Below are 18,864 nucleotides of genomic sequence, written 5' to 3'. Positions count from 1 at the left end.
TGGGATCCGATGTGGCGGACTGTATAGCAAGTCTTCTGCCAAGCGTACGGCGCGGGTTTTAAGCTCGTGCTGCCGAGATCGGTGCGACTTCGTCCACGAGATAGTCGATCAACGCGCGCGCGGCAGGCCGTGGTCCACGGCCCGGCGGAAACACCGCGTGAACCTCGACAGGGTCGAGCACCCAGTCCTCCAGAATCGCCACGAGTCGTCCGTCCGCGATCTCGTTCCGGCAGCCCCAATAGCCCACCGTCAGGATCCCCAGCCCCGCAACTGCCGCAGCCGTCGCGCCTTCGTTCACGGACGTCGCAAAGCGACCCTCGCCGCGAAACGAAACCTCGCGGCCATCCTTGCGGAGCGTCGAGCCCAGCGACGCCACGCTGGACGGCCCGAGCACGAACGCGTGGTCGCTCAGATCGGACGGTTCGAGCGGGCGGCCCGCACGCTCCAGATAACTCGGCGCGGCCACCAGCAAGCGGGCGGAACGTCCTACCAGGCGCGATCGCGCGCTGGAATCCGGCAGCGTGCCGAAGCGGATCGCCACGTCCGCACCTCCCGCGATCAGGTCCTGCCGATCGTCCGACATCAGCAGCTCGACATGCAGCGCCGGATGCAAGGCCATGAAACGGCCGATGCGCGGGATCACCTCACGAATACCGAAGCTCGTCGACAGCGCTACCCGCAACTGCCCGCGCAGCTCCGAACTGCCGCGCGCGGCATGATCCGCCTCTTCGAGCGCTTCGAGAATCGACTCGACGCGCGTCAGATAGTCCGCGCCGGCGTCGGTCAGCTTCACGGCCCGCGTGCTGCGGGTAAAGAGCGCGGCGCCGACGTCCGCTTCCAGTTCGGCGATCTGCCTTGATACCGACGGCTGGCTCAGCCCGAGTTCGCGTCCGGCCCGGCTGAAGCTCGATGTATGGGCCACCCGCACGAAGAGTCGCAAGGTCGAGAGCTTGTCATTCATTTATCGGGCGAATAAGTGAAAGTCATCCGCGCATTCTACCGGCCTGCTTGCGAATGAATCACGATGACTTCCACGCCAGCACCGGCGATTCAATCAGGAGCGGATCATGACACTGCAAACAAAACTGGATGCCTTCAAGGCGCACTTCGAGAGCAAGGTTGCACTGGCTGAAGTCGTCGAAATTTTTCACCGGACCACTGCCGAGCTGATCGCGGGCGGCCAGGCCGAACGATCGCTCAAGGTCGGCGACCTTGCGCCGACCTTCACGCTCACCACGGCCGAAGGCGAACGCGTCTCGTCGACGGACATGCTCGAACAGGGGCCGCTCGTCGTCACGTTCTATCGCGGCGTCTGGTGCCCGTACTGCAACCTCGACTTGCAGGCTATCGAGGAAGTGGCGGACGAGATCCGCGCGCTTGGCGCGACGCTCGTTTCCCTTTCGATGCAGACCGCAGCCAACAGTCTGAAGTCGCAACGCCAGAACAAGCTCAGCTATCCGATCCTCGTCGACGAAGGCGGCAAGACGGCCGATGCCTTCGGTATCCGCTTCCGGCTGCAGGACGAACTGATCGATGCGTACAAGGGCTTCAACGTCGATCTGCCCGAAATCAACGGCGAACCGAGCTGGACCCTGCCGATGCCGGCGCGCCATGTGATTGCGCGCGACGGCAAGATTGCGTACGCCGAAGTCAGCCCCGACTACACGCAGCGCCCTGACCCGAGCGAACTTGTTGCCGCGCTTCAGCGCATGAAGGAAACCGCCTGAGGTTCGCGGGACGGCAGGCATTCACGCTTGCTGACCGGCCTTCCTTTACTCATTCATTCGGGATCTGTCATGAAGCTCTATATCGCTCGCGCTACCTGTTCTCTCGCCGTGCAAGCTGTTTTCAATGAATTGAATCTTGCACCCGAGCTCGTGCATTTCGATGAAGTTGTCGGCCAGCACGAGAGCCTGGTCGCGGGTTGATGGTTGGAGACTGGCTACGACACGCCGGGCGCCTGAAGCATCGGATAGGTAAAAAGCAGAAAGTGCGCCGCGTTCAGCCCGAAGTGCGCGAGGATCGCGGCGCCCAGGCCGCCATAGCGATACGCCAGTCCATAGCCGATACCCGCGACGGTTGCCAGCACGATCCATTGCCAGCCGCCGGGAAAATGCGCCAGCCCGAACGTGAGCGCCGCCACGCATAACGCGATGACGTCCGCGTGCGCGAAGCGCTTGAGCAGGCGCGACAGGCCGCCCTGGAGATAACCGCGAAACAGGGCTTCTTCGGTCACCGTGACCAGCAGCACATTGTTCAACATGAAGAGCCACGTGGACGCAGGCAGCTTCGGCTCCCATCTGACGAGTCCCAACGCCAGCGCAAGCAGCAAGCAGACGATCGTGGTTCCGGCGACGCCTGCCACGCCTGCTTTCAACGATGCCGCCGGTGCATGGTGCGGCCGTATCCATGGACAGGCCAGCAGCAGCCAGAATCCGACGAGCGGCTTGTCCAGATTCAGGAACATCGTGAACGGCACGGCATCTGGCGTAAAACGCTCGGGTCCGATGACGCGCAGGTTATTGAAACCCGGCATCCAGTGCATGCTCAAAGCCACGGCCAGCACGATGAAGACGGTGTGCCCGGCAAAGCGCATCCACGCCTGACGCTGCGGAGCCACGGCAAATGCGGCAGCCAGCAGCAGGCCGAGCGATAGGGCGGCAAGCGGCGTGAGTTGCCCGTTGGACAATGCCGCGGCATAGCCGACGATGAGCAGACCGGGGACGAGCCATCGCGCAGCAGGCGACCACACAGCCGGCACGGCGAGAAAGAGCGCGATGAAAGGTGCGGCGACCATAAGCATGATTCGTCGAGTATGTGTCTGTCGAGACGTGAATGATGACGGCTTCGGGTGAAAACAGTGAGGCCCGGTCTCACGCCTGACCCGGCGCCGTTCTCGCAGCGTTCCATCCGAGCGCGTTGAAAATGTCGTAACGAACGATGCCCGCGTACTCGTGGAGCGCCAGATCCGTAACAGCAAGGTTGTAAGCCAGCGGCAGCAAGGATGGCATGGCGGCCACATGATCGGCGCTCACCGGTTTCGCCTGAACGCCGAAATGAGCGAAATAAAGTGCGCCGCGTTGCAGGTGGAAGCCCGACGACACCAACACCATCTCGCCCGCATCCAGATTCTTCAGAAGTCCGCTCGTGAGCTGAGCGTTCTGCCACGTGATGAATGTAAGCCTCATTTATTAGAAGCGCGTTAGATGGCTTCATCACCGCAGCGGATGAGGGCTGTTATCGTTGCACGAACGCAGAAATACCCGCCACCAGACCCTCTGCCAGCGGAAGGTTCGGGTTCGAATACGCGGCAAGGTTATCGTCGATAGCTTCTGTATTGACCGTTTTCAACACGTGATTGGCATTCGCGACGAGCATCAATTCGGCTTGCGGATTGGCGTCCCTTAGAAGAAGCGCGTCCTGCGGGTCAACCTGAACATCGCGCGTGCCCTGCACGATGAGCACCGGCTTCGAAACGTTCGCCAGAAGGGCGGTCGGCTCGACGTTCAATTCGCTCATCAAGAACTGCTGGACCCCGGGCCTGAACAGCGGCATGAGCGCCGGATCGATTCCGCCGGAATCTACGGTCTGTCCCGCCTCCAACGCGTCGAGTATCGACATGGAATTGTCCAGAACCGGCGCGTTTGCCGGGTTCGATCTCAACTGTTGCCTCAGCACCTGCCCCAGAGGCCGCCCTGCCGTGGACACCAGAACCAGACCGCACAGTTCGGCGCTTTGCTGTGCAGCCGACAATGCAACCAGTCCTCCCTCGCTATGTCCCAGCACCCATACGCAGGTCGCATCGATCCGCTTACGGATCGCCGTTACCCACGACTGGACATCTTCCGCGTAATCGTCGAGGGTGACGTCATCGGCATCGGGTATCGCCGACGCGCTGCCGTACATGCCGCGCTTGTCGATTCGAACCGACGCGATGCCCCGATCGAACAGTCCTTCCGCAAGCAGCCGATAGGTCGCCGCTTGAACGCCGAATGGATTGTTGCCGTCCCTGTCCGTCGGACCCGATCCCGGCACGATCAACACCACCGGAACATCGCTGGGCGCCGGCGACAACAACGTGCCCCTCAGCGGCCCGGCCGGCCCCGGGATTTCGATCTCCGCATGCAGCATGTCAACGCAACTGCTTGTGGAAGAACGTCGTGCCACACAAGCCGCCGTCGGGCATCAGCGCGTAGTTCGGAACGCCGCCTACGCATTGCCATCCGCTGCGCCGGTAGAGCCGTTCGGCATCGCCGCCCGTCACGGTATCCAGCACGAGCACGGACTTGCCGGCCTGACGAGCGAAGTCATCGAGTGCATCCATCAACCGCGCGGCGATGCCTTGACGCCTCGCGTCGCGGTGAACCAGCATCTTGGCTACGTCGGCGCGGTGTGGCTGGTTTTCCGGTTGCGCGACGACCAATTGCACCGTACCGAGAACCTTGCCGTCCGCGTCCTCGGCAACCAGCAGGATCCGTTCACCGCGCGTGACACCATGCGCAACGTCCGTCCAGAAGCGGACCGCGGTCTCCCTCGAGATCGGCAGCATGAAGCTGACGGAAGCGCCTCCCTCGACGCAGTCGATGAGCACGTCGGCCAGGGCATCGATGTAGGAAGCAACCTCATCGGGATGCAGGGCACGGATGTTCATGCTTTTACTCATCGGGCCCGCTCCGTAGTCAGAGAGCTTGATTGTCGACAAACATCAAGCCGTTGTCGAGTGGCCTTTCAGGGTTCAGTTGCGATGGTCGCGGTCGTCGCGGGCAGCCCCATTACTCCCCCGCCGGTGTCGAGACCGCGTGATCGAGACATGACGCCAAGGATCCCGCCACGCTCCTCACCAGTTTCTTGTCGTCTTCGAGCGTCATCGCAGCTTCCGCGCGGGTCAGGGCAAGCCGCGACTGGTGACGCGCGGCCTCGCGAAACGCGTCATCGCCCATCTGGACGAGTGCGCAAAAGGTCTTCTGCAACCGCAACTGGATCTCGACAAAAGCAGCGCCATCGCGCGCGATGACCCGAAAAGCGTCATCGAACAGATCCCGCGAGGTGAGCGCGACGACATGGACGTGATTGAACCGGGGTTCCGCGTCTTCCCGCAGACGCGGGCCCTCGGCCCACTTCGAAAGCAGTCGCGCCTGCCGCCCGATCACGTCGATGGCCGTGCCGGGGTCATTCACAGCGGGCGACAAGGCGCGGATCGCCACTTCGCTCAGAACGACCACGCCGAAACGCGGATCCTGGTCGTAGCTGCGCCGTGTGCCGATGCGTATCGCATCCCTGATTCTCTCTTGCAGGGTTTCCGCTGTCGCTTCGCCGGCTGTGCTTGCCGGACCAAGACAGGCGATCACGGAATTCGGGTAGACGAACATGCCCGGAATGGCCAGTACGAAGACGTCGCGGCCCGACCGTTCTCCCTGTGCGTTCAGTGCCGCCATATCCACGTACTGCACATACCCTGTCACACCTGCGTGCAAACGTTCGGCGCCGTCCGGAATATCGGTGGCGGGATCCTTGAGTTCCCGGCCGCCAAGAAAGGGCTCGTCGAGCCTTGCGTCGATTGCGGCCTGGGTCGCCTGCTCGACCCTGTCGGTCGTCTCGCCGACGCGGCCCAGCAGCGTGAGATGGTTGATCCAGCGCAGCAGCGCGATGACGACCAGGATGATCACGACGATCGTCATCATGAACAGCACCGAACGTCCTTGCGGCCCGTAGGCGCCGACCTTCAGCACGACCAGCGCCACCATGCTGAACAGGAACGAGCCGATGAACGTCGACAACGCGTTCTGCGTGACGCTGTCCTGAATCAGCAGGATGGTCGCGCGCGGGGTGACGGTGTTCGTAGCCGATCCATACGCCGACGTCATGATGCTCAGGGAAAACGTGGTCACGGCCAGCATGCTCGACGCCATGATCGTCAGAATGCTGTCCACCGCATCCGCGCCGATGCTGCCTGAGAACCGCCAGGGAAGATAACGCTCCGCAACGGCGGCGGCCACGGCCGCCAGCACGCCGAGAGCGCCGATGAGCGTCGCCCTTACCCATAGCTTGCGGATGAACTGCAGCAGTATCCATTGCCAGCGTGCCAAGCGCGCCTCCGTGCGACGTTGAAATCGAAATGTCGGCGTTGGAGCACGTTGCGCGCCTGCCGGGTGGAGTCGAGCCGCTCTGATGCTTGCACTCGTGTCGCGCCGGGAATCCTGTCGACGCGCACCTGAAAATATTGCGTCACACTGTGACATTTTTTACGGCTCTCGCCGCACCGTCGCATCCAGCGAAATCGCTTCGGCCATGACGTCCTTCAGCACCGGAGTCTTTCCCGCCATGCTGCCCACAAAGCGGCATGTGTCTTGCGTCCGTTGTCCGGGACATATGCCAGCGGAGCCTTGCCATGCCAGATATTGCCGTCATCACCGGAGCGAGCGCGGGCGTCGGTCGCGCCACTGCCGAAGAATTCGCACGGCGCAGTTACGACGTCGCTCTGCTTGCACGCGACGGCGAACGGCTCGAACGTGCGGCGCGCGACATCGCCGCGCGCTATGGCGTACGTGCGGTCGCGCTCGTCACCGATGTTGCGTCGGCGGAGCAGGTTCATGCCGCCGCCGATGCGGTCGAAGAACAGCTCGGACCTGTCGACGTATGGGTCAACGTGGCAATGGCGACCGTGTTCTCGCCGGTGTCGGCCCTCACGGCCGCCGAGGTGGAGCGCGGCACGCAGGTCACCTATCTCGGGCAGGTCTACGGAATGATGGCCGCGCTCAGGCGAATGCGAACCCGCAACCGCGGCACGATAGTCAATGTCGGCTCCGCGCTCGCCTACCGTTCGGTTCCCCTGCAATCGGTGTATTGCGGCGCCAAGTTCGCCATTCGCGGCTTTACCGACTCATTACGGTCGGAGATCATCCACGACGGTCTGGACATTCATCTCACGATGGTCGACCTGCCCGCCGTCAACACACCGCAGTTCGATTGGGCGTTGAACAAGACCGGCAGAAAGGCCCGGCCTGTCGCGCCCATCTTTCAGCCCGAGGTGGCCGCGCGAGCAATTTTCTTTGCTGCAACGCATCGTCGACGTCAGGTTTGGGTCGGCTTTCCGACGGTCAAGGCGATTCTCGCGAACCGCATTGCGCCCAGCCTGATCGACCGCTATCTGGCGCGCGCCGGCTACAGCGGACAGCTGACCGAGGAAGCAGCCCCCGCCGACGCGCCGTCGAACCTGTTCGAACCCGTATCGGGCGACTATGGTGCGCATGGGCGCTTCGACGCGCAGTCGCGCGAAGCCAGTTGGGAGATGTTCACCGACCGGCATCGCAACGCGTTCTGGGCAGCCGCCGGCGTCGGACTGCTGACGGGCGCGGCGCTGTTGATGCGAAAGCTGCGCGCCTGATCCGATTCGTACGACGCGCGGAAAGAATCCAGACATGAGTCGCCCACTTGAAGACTATGGCCTGATCGGGGATGGGCAGAGCGCCGCCCTCGTGAGCCGCGATGCCTCGATCGACTGGCTGTGCTGGCCACGCTTCGACGATGATGCATGCTTCGCTGCGTTGCTCGGCAGGAGTGAACACGGGAACTGGTCGATCATGCCGGTCGCCGAGCCAGGTGAACTCAAGCGCCGCTATTGTGACGACACGCTGGTGCTCGAAACGGACTTCGAGACGCCGGACGGCGCCGTCCGCATCATCGACTTCATGCCCTTGCGCAAGCGGTTTCCGTCGCTCGTGCGGATCGTGGTGGGACTGCGCGGCACGGTCCCGATGCGGTCGACGCTGCGGCTGCGCTTCGACTACGGCCTCGTGCCACCGTGGCTAAGCAGCGAGGCGGGCGGTGTCGTCGCGCGTGTCGGACCTGATCTCATCGCGGTGCGCGCGCCGATGCAGCAAACCATTCGCGACGATGCCATCGAAGCGCAATTCGACATCAGCGCCGGCGAGCGGCTCGCAATTGTGATGAGCTACGGACCCTCGCACTTGCCGCCGCCCGAACCGATCGACGCCGAAGGGGCGCTCAGCGCAACCTTGCGGTTCTGGCGCCGCTGGATCGGCCACTTTGACGACAGCAGCACGGCCTGGCCGCAAGCGACGCGTCGTTCGCTTCTGACGCTCAAGGCGCTATGCCACGGCCCGAGCGGCGGGCTGATTGCGGCGCCCACCACGTCGCTTCCTGAAGTGCCTGGCGGAGAAATGAACTGGGACTATCGCTACTGCTGGTTGCGGGATGCGAGTTTCGCGCTCGGCGCACTGCTTCGAGCAGGCTTTCACGAGGAAGCGCTCGGCTGGCGCGACTGGCTGCTGCGCGCGATTGCCGGGTCGCCCGAGCATGTACGGATCATGTATCGCGTGGATGGTTCGCGGCAAGTCGAGGAACGCGTCATCGGGTCATTGCCGGGCTACCGGAGCGCAAAGCCGGTGCGGGTCGGCAATGCGGCGTCAACTCAACATCAGATCGATGCGCTTGGCGAGGTTATCCAATGCCTTGCGCTCGCGCGGCGCGGTGGCATTCCGCCTTCGCAGCGCGAAGCCGAAGTCGCGACGCGCATCGTCCTGCATCTGGAACAGGTCTGGCAGAGCGGAGGGTCGGGCATCTGGGAATCGCGCGGGACGCCGCGCCAATACACGTATTCGAAGGTGATGGTGTGGGCGGCGTTGAACAGCTTCATTGCCACGCTCGCCGATGCCGCCACGCTTGACGCGATGACTCGTGCACGCCTTGTCGCGTTGCGAGACACGGTCAGACAGGAAGTGTTGTGTGAAGGCTGGAGCGACGGTCTCGGTTCATTCGTGCAGAGCTATGGTGGTCAGGCAATCGATGCGAGTCTGTTGCGGCTGCCCGCGGTCGGGTTCATTGCCGCGACGGAACCCAGAATGACCAGTACGATTGCGCGCGTCGAGCGGGAGCTTTCCGAAGGCGGTTTGATCCGCCGGCTCAAGGCGCCTGTCGATGCGCCTGCGGAAGGCAGCTTTCTCGCCTGTTCGTGCTGGCTCGCCGACTGCATGAGCATGCAGGGACGTCGCGACGAAGCCCTCGCGCAGTTCGAGCGCGTGTTGGCGGTGCGCAACGACCTCGGATTGCTGGCAGAAGAGTACAACGTGCCTGGCCGCCATCTCTCCGGCAACTTTCCACAGGCGCTTTCACATCTGGCGCTGGTCGACACGGCCTTGCGCCTGACCAGCAGCGCCGCCGAAAGGCCAGGTGGCTGAACTCATCAACGGAGAGGAGTTTGGCAATGACCTACGGAACCTTTCCGTCCTGGTTGCACGTTGTGTCAACAGCATCGATTGTGCTGGCGCTCGTCTGCGCCGCGATCATCGTCATCGACGAGGTCCGTCATCCGCAAAAGATGGGGGTGATGAATGCTGTGTGGCCCCTCACGGCGCTGTTCGGCTCGGTGTTATGGCTTGCCGCCTATTTCCTCTGGGGCCGCAATGTTCCAGATAGCAACGTTGCGAACGTTGACCCACCTTTCGCCGCGGCGGTATTGAAGGGGACGAGCCACTGTGGCGCCGGTTGTGCGCTCGCCGATATCGTTGTGGAGTGGGCTGCCTTCATGTTTCCGGCAATCGCTGTCTGGTTCGGGTGGCACGGCTTCTTTGCGGAAAAGACCTTCGCCGTCTGGATTCCGGATTTCCTCGTCGCTTTCCTGTTGGGCATCCAGTTTCAATACAGCAGCATCAAGCCGATGCGCGAGCTGTCGCCGCTCCAGGCGCTGCGCGCTGCGGTCAAGGCTGACATTGCGTCGATTACGGCATGGCAGCTTGGCATGTACGGAATGATGGCCGTCATCCAGTTTCGCTGGTTCAGGCGCGTGTACGGCGGGGTTGCCAGTGTGGCCAGTCCGGAATTCTGGCTGGCGATGCAGATCGCGATGCTGGCCGGATTTGCCACCAGTTACCCGGTGAACTGGTGGCTGATCCGTCTTGGAGTAAAGGAGAAGATGTGAGCGGTCGGGTGTCCCATGATGCTGCACAACCCGCTGTGGATCGCTATAAGGTGGTGTTCATGACCTCACTGCATATTTCCATGACTCATCGACCATACCGTCCAATGACCGTGGACCCGGTGAGCGTATGCCCCGCGAGCCGCGCTTGCAGCGCCGCATAGTCCAACCCGGCGGGTAGCACGCCGGGCGCAAGATCCGTTGCGGTGACAGTCAGCAGATAGTGATGCGGCGTATCTCCCACAGGCGGACAAGGACCGCGATACGCAGCGGCCTTCGTCATGTTCAAACCTACCGACGCCGGCGCGGAAATAGCGGCGCCCGCGTCCAGCTTCGACGATTCCGGCGCAAGGTTATAGGCGATCCAGTGCGTCACGCCAATGCCTTTCGGCCCGTTCGGGTCCGTAAGCGTGACCACGACGCTGCGTGTGGCGGGCGGCAGATCGTGCCAGGCGACGGGCAGGCTGACGTTCTCACCGCCGCACACGCCGGGACCGGCATAGCGCGCGGCGATGGTGCCGCCGTCTTCGAATGCGGGACTGGTCACGCTGAAGCTGGCGGCGTGGGCGGTGCAGGCGAGCATTGAACTGGCGAAGGCGGCAGCGAATGAGCGGAGGAGGGGATGTGAGGCAGTCGAATCGAAAAAGCGCATGGGTAGGGCAGAGGATCCAAAAGGCCAAATCCTATCGCCGATGCATATCCCGAGTCATTCCCGCTACAACGCGACTTTATTGCCCATAGGGTTAACAGCCCCTATCCCGATGCCTATCGCTGCCCTTCCACCTGCCGTTTCCACAAGGTCCAGGGCCGTTCCATCACGCCGAGATTCGTCTCCGTGCTGGCGCGGCCTTCGCCTTCATCGAGGTACGTCACTTCCCCACCCAATGCGATGGCCTTCTGCTGCATGCCCGCATTCAGCTCCGTATAAATCGCGCGATACACCGCGGCCGGCAACGAAGGCCCCGTCGCCACGAAGCCATGCCCGCGCATCAACGCCACGTCCGATGCCCCCAGCGTCTCCGCCAGCACACGTCCCTGCGCGCCGTTGCGCACGAGCATGTCGGTGCAGCCGAAGCAATGGCGAATATCGAACACCGGCGACCCCGTCGCGAGAAAACCCGCCATGTGATAGATGGGCCGCAGCCGCACCGACGAAGCCGCGAACGGAATCACCGAAGGCGAATGGCTGTGCACCACCGCCTGCACGTCCGGCCTTGCGCGATAGATCTCGGCGTGAATCCAGGTCTCCAGATAACGCTTGCGCGTGTCGCCGTCGACGGGCTCGCAGTCGAAGTCGAGCGTGAGAACGTCTTCGGGCTGCACGAGCTCCGGCGCCATGGACTGCGCGATCAGGAACCGCAGCGGATCGCGCGGATCGCGCACGCTGACGTGACCAAAGCCATCGAGCACTTCATGCTGCGCGAGGATGTGATTGGCGGCGGCGAGGTCGTCGAGCAGGCGCGGCATGTCGAGCGCGTCGTGCGTGACGGGAGCGGCGGTGTAGGTCGTGTTCTGCGTCATGGTCAAAACTCTGCGAGTAAAGAGAAAAGTCAGACGCGCACCGCGGCCGACATCTCGATGGGAAACAGATCTTCAGGCGCCAGCCGTCGATGGCACACGCCCTGTTCGTGCGCATAGCGCAGGAAGGCATCGAGCGTGATGCGGTTCGGCTCCGCGCCATAAGGCCAGGGATCGCCACCGAACAGCGCACGGGCTTCGTCGGCGCGCGCGTTCATCCATGGCAACGGAAAATGCGAGCAGGTGATGTCCGCAAGCCGCTGGAGACTGTTCTCCTTCGCCTGCGTGAAAGCCTTGAGCAGATTGCCGGCAATCCATCGATGCCGCTCGAACACCTCACGCCGCAGCACGATCAGATGCATGATCGGAAAGATGCCGGTCGCGCTGAAATACGCGCGCTCCACCGGCTCGAACGGTTCGAACATGCGCACGATCTCATCGCCGCGGCCAGGCGGCGGCGCGGGCGGACGCGCGCTCAGGATGGCGTCGATGTCGCCTGCGAGCAGCATCGCCGTCAATGAACGCTCGGGCACCGGCCGATACTGCACGCCCTCGGGCACGCGCACCTCGACCTTCTCACGGCGTCCCGCCTGATTCACACCGGCCTGAATCCATTCCACTTCATCGAGCGGCACGTGCTGATCGTGCGCCAGCCAGCCGCGCGAATACACCGACGCCGTCTGCGCCCACTCCGGCACGCCGATGCGCTTGCCACGCAGATCGCCCGGCCGCTCGATACCGCTCCCGCGCCGCACATACAGCGACGAGAGCCGAAACACGCGCGACGGAAACACCGGCAGTCCGATCAGCCGGTCATCGCCCTGCGAGCGCAGCGAGGCGTACTTGCCGAGCGACATCTCCGACACGTCCCACTCCTGGAAATGCGTCGTGCGATAGAAGATCTCCTCGACCGGCAGCACCGTGGGAAGCAGGTCGATGCCCTCGGCACGCACGCGCGCGTCGAGCAGGTCGCGCACGTGATCGTAGTCATTGACGGCAAGCGATAGCGTGAGCCTGGGCATGTCAGTGTCCGAAGGCGGTGGCATCGGGCAGGCGTTCCGGCCGCTCGACGAGAAAGACCAGCACGGCCGCCGTGACCAGCGACGCCGCGAGCACGGAGAACATCGCGCCAGGACCGCCGGTTGCCTGTTGCAGCACGCCGGAAATGGCCGGGCCGCACATGGCGCCGAAGCGCGCGATGCCGAAGAACACGCCGACGCCCGTGCTGCGAATCTCGGTGGGATAGCTGACGGCGACGAGATTGTTGAGCACGGTCTGCGTGCCGATCACGAACATCCCTGCGATCACGATGATCCAGAAGACCTGCACGTTCTCCAGCAATGCAAGCATGCCGATGGCGCTCGCGCCGAGCAGCCACGCAATGGACATGGTGAGACGCCGGTTGCCGGTGCGGTCGGCGACGAACCCTGAGAGCAGGCTGCCGAACGCCGATGCGAACACGAGCAGCGAACCATACGCGAAGCTATGCGAGAGGTTCTCGCCGCGCTTGAGCAGGATGGTGGGCAGCCAGCCCGAGAGTCCATACGACGAGAACAGCGAGAGCGCGCCCATGGCCCAGAAGCACAGCGTCTGACGACGAAAGCGCACAGCGAACAGCGCGCGGAACGAGCCGGCCTTCACCGTCGGCGCGGGCACGACGACTTCGGCCGTGCGAAAGTCCGCCGCGCGCGCCGGCCAGAAGCGCGTCAGTTGCGTGCGCACCTCGTCCATGCGGTTGCGGCTGGCGAGGAACGCAATGGACTCCGGCAGCACGAATTGCAGCACGACCGCGAGGGCCATCGCCAGCGCGCCGGTGAAGTACATGCTTTGCCAGCCGAAGCGCGGCATCAGCCACGCGGCGATGAAGCCCGAGCAGGTCGCGCCGCCAATCCAGCCGAGCGAAAAGAAGCCGATGGTGAAGACGTTGTTCGAACGCTTCGGCGCGATCTCGTTGATGTAGGTCACGCACATCGGCATCAGCAGCCCGAGCGCGAGGCCCATGATGAATCGCAGCACGACGAACGAGGACAGGTCGTGCGCGAAGAGGGCGATGGCGAGGCTCATCGCGCTCGATACCCACACGCCCGGCAGGATCACCCGACGCCGTCCGAAGCGGTCGCCGAACAGTCCCGAGACCGCCGAGCCGATTGCAAAGCCGCCGAGCCCGCATGACAGCAACAGGCCGATCTGGCTCGGCGACAGATGCCAGGCCGGCGTGACGTCATGAACGATGTACGACGCGTTGTAGAGATCGAAGCCGTCGTACCAGAGGATCAGCGCGAGCAGTATGGCGAGGCGAAAGTGATACGCGCCGAGCGGCGCGGCCTGCAGCGTCTCGCGCAGGTCAACCCGATTGCGCTGAGCCGGCGTGGTGTCCAGGGTCATGCGGTGTCTCCGGATATCGGTGGCCTGTCGTTCGGACCGGATGGTTCGCGACGGCCTTTGTGGTGTTCCGGAGTTCACTTTACTGATAGCCTTTATAGCTATCAATATTGAGTTTTAAAATCAATATAAAGAAGTTCGATGCTGTCTGAAGAGTGACAAAGATGAGTGACGGAAACTGGAACGACGTGTTGAGTTGCGAAGAAGCATTGGCGCGGCTGAACATCAAGGCCGCGACGCTCTATGCCTATGTCAGCCGCGGACTGGTGCGCGCAACGCCTCACGAAGACGGACGCAAGCGGCTATATCTGCGGCGCGACATCGAACGGCTCGCCGCGCGCAAACGCGGCCGCGCACCCAGCGGCGCGGTGGCGGAATCCACGCTGCGTCTGGGCGATCCGGTGCTGCATTCGGCCATCACGCAAGTCACGCCGCACGGGCCGCGCTATCGCAATCGTCTGGCCGTGGATCTGGCCAGTTCAGGGGCCGCGTTCGAATCCGTTGTTCATCTGCTGATGACCGGCGTATGGCAAAGCGGACTCGCGGTCTGGTCGCCCATGGAGACGCCGCCCGACGTGCTGCGCGTGCTGTCGGTGCATGAAGGCGGGGTGGCCAGCGGCGATATCGGCGCGTTGCTGGGCATGGTGCCCTTCGCGTTGGGCATGCAGGGACGCGGCACGCGCGAGATTACCGATGGCGGCGCGGTGCAGGCTGCGCGGCTCATGCTGCAGAGCATGGCGGGCTGCGTCGGCTTCCTTGGTCCGGAGCGCGTGTTCTGTCCGCGTGCAGCCGACGAGAGCATCGCCGGGCAGATCCTGCGCGCGGCGGGCGCGGCGGTGACGCCCGAGACGTTGCGCGCGCTTGGCACGGCGCTCGTCGTGCTCGCGGACAACGAACTGGCGCCTGCCACGTTCTCCGCGCGTGTGGCGGCATCGACGAATGCGGATATCTTCAGTTGCGTCGCGGCGGCCATCGGCTCGCATATTGGCTTTTCGACCGGCACCGGCACCGAGAAGGTCGAGACGCTGCTGTTGTGCGAACCGTTGTCGGCGCTGGAGTCGCGCGCGGATCGCGTGCGCGAGTATGGGGCGAGCCTGTTCGGCTTCAATCATCCGCTGTATGCCGGCGGCGATCCCCGCGCGGACCTGATGCTGCAGGCGGCGGCAGAAGTCGCGGCCCGCGACGGATGCGCACCGGCGGCACGCGAAAGGACCCGGCTGACGCTGGCTTTTCTCGAACGCATGCGGCACGAACTGGACGCGCAGCCTGGCGTTGCGCTGGGTCTCGTGACCTTGGCTCGGGCGCTCGGCTTGCCTGACGGCTCGGCAACCGCCATCTGGATCGTGAGTCGCACGGCCGGATGGGTCGCGCATGTGATGGAGCAGCGCACGCAGGCGTTTTTGCTGCGCCCGCGCGCGAAGTATGAAATGCCAGCTTCCGGCGATTCCGGCACGCTGGCCTGATGAAACGGATTCAGGTCGCCACTTCCAGCACGATGTCGAAGCCGGGCCGCATTTGCTCGGCCAGCCACGTGCCTTCTTCCTGATCCTTGACGAACGTGACGAAGACATCGTCCGGACGTTCCGCGTGAGGCATGGCGATGCTCCACGCACCACTGCCGTCCTTGCGCACGGTCACGTTGTACGATGCGCTCTTGCTTGTTGCAGACATGGCGCCTCCTCGAAAGGCAATCACATCGCCGTCATCGTGATGACGGCTCTCTCAGTCATTTTTTCGGTCTTCGCCGAAGATGGATGTAATTCTGCCCGAGAAGAAATGTCTGCTGGAAGTTTTTTAAGCATCAATTTCGGACGCAAGCCTGCGCGAGGGTCACGTCGAGCCGCAAATCAGCGCTCGTGATACACCGCGAGCCAGACGCTGGGCTCCGACTCATGCGTCCATGCCACGCGATGCCGGCAATGCGGCTCGATCAGGACGTAATCGCCGGGCCGCAGGTGGCGACGGCTCGCATCGGCTTCGAAGTCGAGCACGGCCTCGCCTGACAACAGCACTACCCATTCGGCGCGCGGGTCGTCGTACCAGAAGCCTTCCGGGCTGGCATGACCCATCGACACGATTCGTTCGACGGTGACGCCGGGTCCCGTCGTGAGTGCATCGACCTGTTCTTCCGCGCTGCGCTGCGTTGGCACGCTGAAAACATTTCCGCTATCGGATTGCATATCCCGGCCTTCCTCCAGATAGATCAAAAAGAATAGTGCCCCGATTGGCTTGCGCCAGCGTGCCGCGAAGCGAAAGCGATAGGATCATCACAAATCAACGTGCAATTGTTGGAATCATCTCGCGTACACCCGTCTGGATAGGGGTTGAATGTGATTGACGCACCAAATATGTGATGCGAAGATCACATCCCAACTCGCGCATGACGACGCGAATCATAAGAATTCGCCCGCGCGGCGAAGGAGACAACAGATGAGTGAGCCGGTTGCGGTCGCGGCCGCTTCATCGGCCCGTGCGCCCTTGATCCGCGTTGCCGGCGTCACCAAGAAATTCGGCGGCGTTCAGGCGCTGCGCGGCGTGAATCTGGAAGTGCTGCCGGGCGAAGTGCACGCGCTGCTCGGCGAAAACGGCGCGGGCAAGTCCACGCTCATCAAGATCCTGAGCGGCGTCCATAGCTACGACGAAGGCTCGATCGAAATCGCCGGGCAGAAGGTCGCCTTCGATTCCCCGGCCAAATCGCGCGAAGCAGGCGTGGCCGTGGTGTATCAGGATCTGAGCCTGGTCGAATCGCTTTCGGTCGGCGCCAATCTCATGCTGGGCCGCGAGCCGCGCACCCGCTTCGGACTCGTCCGGCAGCGCGAACTGATGGCGCAAGTCAGCGCCTTCCTCCGCGAACACCACATTCCTTTGGATCCCCGCGCCCCCGTGGATTCCCTGCCGTTCGCCTACCGGCAGATGACGGAAATCTGCAAGGCGCTGATGGGCGACGTGCGCGTGCTGATCCTCGACGAACCCACCTCCGCGCTCACCGGCGGCGAGGAACAGATTCTGTTCGACGCCATCCGCACCGTGACCGCACGCGGCGTCGGCGTGATCTACGTGACGCATCGACTGAACGAGGTGTTCCGCATTTCGCAGCGCGTGACCATCTTCCGCGACGGCGCCAACGCCGGCCATTTCGTCACCGCCGAGACCGACATGAAGCAACTCGTCGCGGCGATCGTCGGCCCGCGTCATGCCGCGATGCAAGCGCGCCAGGAGACGGCATCCGGCATCGCGCCGACGCAGACGCCGCCCCGCGCCGCGCCGGCAGCGAGCCCGCCGGTGCTGACGCTTTCGCACGTCAGCAACGCCCGTCTGCGCGATGTCAACCTGACGGTCCACAAGGGCGAGGTGCATGGTCTGGCGGGCTTGATCGGCAGTGGCCGCACCGAGATCCTGCAAACCATCTTCGGCCTGCTGCCGGTTCAGGACGGCCGCGTCGAACTCGACGGCCAGCCGCTCGCCGCCCACCGTCCCGCCGATGCCATCGCGCGCGGCATCGCGCTCGTGCCGGAGGATCGCCATGTGCAGGGACTCGTGCTGGATCATTCGATCGAACGCAACCTGACCTTGCCGCGCCTGCCGCATTTTTCGCGCGGCGGCTGGCTGCGCGCGCAGGCTGCTGCACAGCAGGCCGTGAGCGCGATGAAGCAGCTCTCCGTGAAAGCACCCGATGCCGCGACGCGCGTGAAATTTCTCTCCGGCGGCAATCAGCAGAAGGTGGTGTTCGCGAAGTGGAATCATCCGCGTCCGCAAGTGCTGCTGCTCGATGAACCGACCGTGGGCGTCGATGTCGGCGCGCGCGAGGAGATCTACGGCGTCGTGCGCGACGCGGCGCGCGCCGGCACCGGCGTCGTGGTGGTGTCGTCGGATCTCGACGAACTGCTGCGGCTGTGCGACCGCGTGTCGATCGTCGTGGAAAGTTCGATCCGGCAGACCATCGAACGCGGAGCGCTGCGCCACGCCGAAGAACTGCATCACCTCATCCAGACCTTGCGCACTCACGAAGAGCCTGCAACATGAACGATTCCGTCTCGCCCACGCCGCTGCCCGCCGGAGAACAGGCCGCATCGCGCCATTCGCGCGCGCGGCGCATCGCGCGCGCGCTCGTGCAGGGCGACCGGCCCTACATGCTGTACATCGCGTTCGCCGTGCTGCTCGTGGTGTTCAGCTTCGCCTCGCCGTGGTTCCTGTCGATCGACAACTTCCTCAACATCGGCCGGCAGACCGCGCTGGTGTCGATCATCGCGATCGGCATGACCTTCGTCATCATCGCGCGGCAGATCGATCTCTCGGTGGGCTCGTCGCTCGCGCTGTCCGGCATGGCGGCCGCGCTGGCGATGTCGCATGTCGGCGACAGCTGGATCATCGGCGCCATTGCCGGCATCGGCACCGGGGCGATCGTCGGCGCCATCAACGGACTGGTGACGACGCGCCTCAACATTCCGTCGTTCCTCGTGACGCTCGGCTCGCTCTCGGCGGCGCGCGGCCTCGCGCTGATGGTCACCACGACGCGCCCCGAAATCATCACCAACGACACCTTCATTTCCATCTTCGGCGAAGGCTCGATCTTGGGCGTCCCGGTGCCGATCCTCTGGACCTTGCTCGCGGTCATCGGCGGCGTGTTGCTGCTGCATTACAGCGTGTTCGGACGGCGTATTTATGCAGCGGGCGGCAATCCGACGGCCGCGCTGTACTCGGGCATCAACATCCGCCGCGTGACCACGCTCGCCTTCGTGCTGACGGGCGCGCTGGCAGGGCTTGCCGCGCTCGTGCTGTCGGCGCGATCGCATGCCGCGCGGCCGGATGTGGTGCAGGGCATGGAGCTGGACGTGATCGCCTCGGTCACGCTCGGCGGATGCAGTCTGTTCGGCGGACGCGGCTTCATTCTCGGCACGCTGCTGGGCAGTCTCATCATCGGCACGCTGAACAACGGGCTCGTGCTGCTCGGCGTGAGCTCGTCGCTGCAACTCGTCATCAAGGGCATCATCATCGTCGCGGCCGTCGCCTTCACGCGCAAATGAACACAT

20 protein-coding genes are annotated in these 18,864 nt (G+C 63.8%); 8 read left to right on the top strand and 12 right to left on the bottom strand.

Translation table 11 applies throughout. The features are described 5' to 3' along the window. Positions 1-58: 58 nt before the first annotated feature. On the bottom strand, positions 59-961 hold the full coding sequence (locus QCE69_RS20590) for a LysR substrate-binding domain-containing protein (protein WP_309932638.1): 903 nt from the start codon (positions 959-961) through the stop codon (positions 59-61). A 106-nt stretch (positions 962-1,067) separates the two neighbouring features. Between QCE69_RS20590 and QCE69_RS20585 the strand changes: the two genes are divergently transcribed. Together QCE69_RS20585 and QCE69_RS20580 are read left to right on the top strand one after the other, a co-directional pair. Continuing rightward, positions 1,068-1,727, top strand: coding sequence for a peroxiredoxin-like family protein (locus QCE69_RS20585; protein WP_309932637.1), 660 nt, complete (start codon positions 1,068-1,070; stop codon positions 1,725-1,727). Between the two features lie 69 nt (positions 1,728-1,796). Continuing rightward, positions 1,797-1,928: a hypothetical protein gene (locus QCE69_RS20580; RefSeq protein ID WP_309922459.1), complete on the top strand. Its 132-nt coding sequence runs from the start codon at positions 1,797-1,799 to the stop codon at positions 1,926-1,928. A 14-nt stretch (positions 1,929-1,942) separates the two neighbouring features. On the opposite strand, the gene QCE69_RS20575 is transcribed toward QCE69_RS20580, so the two are convergent. The 5 genes from QCE69_RS20575 to QCE69_RS20555 all read right to left on the bottom strand — a co-directional run bounded on the left by QCE69_RS20575 (position 1,943) and on the right by QCE69_RS20555 (position 6,086). Continuing rightward, entirely contained in the window at positions 1,943-2,797 is an 855-nt protein-coding gene (locus QCE69_RS20575) for a CPBP family intramembrane glutamic endopeptidase (RefSeq protein WP_309932636.1), read from the bottom strand. A gap of 76 nt (positions 2,798-2,873) precedes the next feature. Beyond that, positions 2,874-3,188 (bottom strand): YdcF family protein, encoded by a 315-nt coding sequence (locus QCE69_RS20570; RefSeq protein WP_409017881.1) that lies wholly within the window; start codon positions 3,186-3,188, stop codon positions 2,874-2,876. Positions 3,189-3,237: 49 nt separating this feature from the next. After that, on the bottom strand, positions 3,238-4,131 hold the full coding sequence (locus tag QCE69_RS20565; protein ID WP_309932635.1) for an alpha/beta fold hydrolase: 894 nt from the start codon (positions 4,129-4,131) through the stop codon (positions 3,238-3,240). Position 4,132: 1 nt separating this feature from the next. After that, on the bottom strand, positions 4,133-4,651 hold the full coding sequence (locus QCE69_RS20560) for a GNAT family N-acetyltransferase (protein ID WP_409021215.1): 519 nt from the start codon (positions 4,649-4,651) through the stop codon (positions 4,133-4,135). Positions 4,652-4,772: 121 nt separating this feature from the next. After that, positions 4,773-6,086: a DUF2254 domain-containing protein gene (locus QCE69_RS20555; RefSeq protein ID WP_309922448.1), complete on the bottom strand. Its 1,314-nt coding sequence runs from the start codon at positions 6,084-6,086 to the stop codon at positions 4,773-4,775. Between the two features lie 302 nt (positions 6,087-6,388). On the opposite strand from QCE69_RS20555, the gene QCE69_RS20550 reads away from it, so the two are divergent. The 3 genes from QCE69_RS20550 to QCE69_RS20540 are packed head-to-tail and all read left to right on the top strand — an operon-like array spanning position 6,389 to position 9,937. Next, complete coding sequence (locus tag QCE69_RS20550) at positions 6,389-7,384, top strand: SDR family oxidoreductase (protein WP_309932634.1); 996 nt, start codon at positions 6,389-6,391, stop codon at positions 7,382-7,384. A gap of 34 nt (positions 7,385-7,418) precedes the next feature. Then, entirely contained in the window at positions 7,419-9,197 is a 1,779-nt protein-coding gene (locus tag QCE69_RS20545) for a glycoside hydrolase family 15 protein (protein ID WP_309932633.1), read from the top strand. 26 nt (positions 9,198-9,223) lie between these two features. Further along, a complete protein-coding gene (locus tag QCE69_RS20540; protein WP_309932631.1) occupies positions 9,224-9,937 on the top strand; it encodes a DUF4396 domain-containing protein in 714 nt (237 codons plus the stop codon). An 85-nt stretch (positions 9,938-10,022) separates the two neighbouring features. On the opposite strand, the gene QCE69_RS20535 is transcribed toward QCE69_RS20540, so the two are convergent. The 4 genes from QCE69_RS20535 to QCE69_RS20520 all read right to left on the bottom strand — a co-directional run bounded on the left by QCE69_RS20535 (position 10,023) and on the right by QCE69_RS20520 (position 13,837). Then, a complete protein-coding gene (locus tag QCE69_RS20535) occupies positions 10,023-10,481 on the bottom strand; it encodes a YbhB/YbcL family Raf kinase inhibitor-like protein (RefSeq protein ID WP_309932630.1) in 459 nt (152 codons plus the stop codon). 218 nt (positions 10,482-10,699) lie between these two features. After that, positions 10,700-11,455: a class II aldolase/adducin family protein gene (locus QCE69_RS20530; RefSeq protein ID WP_309932628.1), complete on the bottom strand. Its 756-nt coding sequence runs from the start codon at positions 11,453-11,455 to the stop codon at positions 10,700-10,702. A 29-nt stretch (positions 11,456-11,484) separates the two neighbouring features. Beyond that, complete coding sequence (locus QCE69_RS20525; protein ID WP_309932626.1) at positions 11,485-12,474, bottom strand: 4,5-dihydroxyphthalate decarboxylase; 990 nt, start codon at positions 12,472-12,474, stop codon at positions 11,485-11,487. A 1-nt stretch (position 12,475) separates the two neighbouring features. Continuing rightward, the gene (locus tag QCE69_RS20520) at positions 12,476-13,837 is read right to left on the bottom strand and encodes an MFS transporter (protein ID WP_309932624.1); all 1,362 of its coding nucleotides are present in this window, start codon (positions 13,835-13,837) and stop codon (positions 12,476-12,478) included. 161 nt (positions 13,838-13,998) lie between these two features. Between QCE69_RS20520 and QCE69_RS20515 the strand changes: the two genes are divergently transcribed. Continuing rightward, entirely contained in the window at positions 13,999-15,297 is a 1,299-nt protein-coding gene (locus QCE69_RS20515; RefSeq protein WP_309922422.1) for a citrate synthase, read from the top strand. Between the two features lie 10 nt (positions 15,298-15,307). Here the strand turns inward: QCE69_RS20515 and QCE69_RS20510 are convergent, their stop codons facing one another. Beyond that, on the bottom strand, positions 15,308-15,505 hold the full coding sequence (locus tag QCE69_RS20510) for a hypothetical protein (protein ID WP_309922419.1): 198 nt from the start codon (positions 15,503-15,505) through the stop codon (positions 15,308-15,310). A 176-nt stretch (positions 15,506-15,681) separates the two neighbouring features. Continuing rightward, positions 15,682-16,014 (bottom strand): cupin domain-containing protein, encoded by a 333-nt coding sequence (locus QCE69_RS20505; protein ID WP_309922417.1) that lies wholly within the window; start codon positions 16,012-16,014, stop codon positions 15,682-15,684. A gap of 250 nt (positions 16,015-16,264) precedes the next feature. On the opposite strand from QCE69_RS20505, the gene QCE69_RS20500 reads away from it, so the two are divergent. Both QCE69_RS20500 and QCE69_RS20495 read left to right on the top strand, forming a co-directional pair. Beyond that, positions 16,265-17,857, top strand: coding sequence for a sugar ABC transporter ATP-binding protein (locus QCE69_RS20500; protein WP_309932622.1), 1,593 nt, complete (start codon positions 16,265-16,267; stop codon positions 17,855-17,857). Further along, entirely contained in the window at positions 17,854-18,858 is a 1,005-nt protein-coding gene (locus tag QCE69_RS20495; protein WP_309932620.1) for an ABC transporter permease, read from the top strand. Before QCE69_RS20500 ends, QCE69_RS20495 begins: the two co-directional genes overlap by 4 nt. Positions 18,859-18,864: the final 6 nt, after the last annotated feature.

The sequence above is a fragment of the Caballeronia sp. LZ032 genome (genome assembly GCF_031451315.1).
Lineage (GTDB): Bacteria > Pseudomonadota > Gammaproteobacteria > Burkholderiales > Burkholderiaceae > Caballeronia.
The sequence above is the reverse complement of the archived record's forward strand: the minus strand, read 5'-3'. Positions and strand labels throughout refer to the sequence as shown.

Coding starts and splice junctions, on each gene's coding strand:
- QCE69_RS20590 (WP_309932638.1), bottom strand. CDS start 961: ATGAATGACAAGCTCTCGACCTTGCGACTCTTCGTGCGGGTGGCCCAT.
- QCE69_RS20585 (WP_309932637.1), top strand. CDS start 1,068: ATGACACTGCAAACAAAACTGGATGCCTTCAAGGCGCACTTCGAGAGC.
- QCE69_RS20580 (WP_309922459.1), top strand. CDS start 1,797: ATGAAGCTCTATATCGCTCGCGCTACCTGTTCTCTCGCCGTGCAAGCT.
- QCE69_RS20575 (WP_309932636.1), bottom strand. CDS start 2,797: ATGGTCGCCGCACCTTTCATCGCGCTCTTTCTCGCCGTGCCGGCTGTG.
- QCE69_RS20570 (WP_409017881.1), bottom strand. CDS start 3,188: ATGAGGCTTACATTCATCACGTGGCAGAACGCTCAGCTCACGAGCGGA.
- QCE69_RS20565 (WP_309932635.1), bottom strand. CDS start 4,131: ATGCTGCATGCGGAGATCGAAATCCCGGGGCCGGCCGGGCCGCTGAGG.
- QCE69_RS20560 (WP_409021215.1), bottom strand. CDS start 4,651: ATGAACATCCGTGCCCTGCATCCCGATGAGGTTGCTTCCTACATCGAT.
- QCE69_RS20550 (WP_309932634.1), top strand. CDS start 6,389: ATGCCAGATATTGCCGTCATCACCGGAGCGAGCGCGGGCGTCGGTCGC.
- QCE69_RS20545 (WP_309932633.1), top strand. CDS start 7,419: ATGAGTCGCCCACTTGAAGACTATGGCCTGATCGGGGATGGGCAGAGC.
- QCE69_RS20540 (WP_309932631.1), top strand. CDS start 9,224: ATGACCTACGGAACCTTTCCGTCCTGGTTGCACGTTGTGTCAACAGCA.
- QCE69_RS20530 (WP_309932628.1), bottom strand. CDS start 11,455: ATGACGCAGAACACGACCTACACCGCCGCTCCCGTCACGCACGACGCG.
- QCE69_RS20525 (WP_309932626.1), bottom strand. CDS start 12,474: ATGCCCAGGCTCACGCTATCGCTTGCCGTCAATGACTACGATCACGTG.
- QCE69_RS20520 (WP_309932624.1), bottom strand. CDS start 13,837: ATGACCCTGGACACCACGCCGGCTCAGCGCAATCGGGTTGACCTGCGC.
- QCE69_RS20515 (WP_309922422.1), top strand. CDS start 13,999: ATGAGTGACGGAAACTGGAACGACGTGTTGAGTTGCGAAGAAGCATTG.
- QCE69_RS20510 (WP_309922419.1), bottom strand. CDS start 15,505: ATGTCTGCAACAAGCAAGAGCGCATCGTACAACGTGACCGTGCGCAAG.
- QCE69_RS20505 (WP_309922417.1), bottom strand. CDS start 16,014: ATGCAATCCGATAGCGGAAATGTTTTCAGCGTGCCAACGCAGCGCAGC.
- QCE69_RS20500 (WP_309932622.1), top strand. CDS start 16,265: ATGAGTGAGCCGGTTGCGGTCGCGGCCGCTTCATCGGCCCGTGCGCCC.
- QCE69_RS20495 (WP_309932620.1), top strand. CDS start 17,854: ATGAACGATTCCGTCTCGCCCACGCCGCTGCCCGCCGGAGAACAGGCC.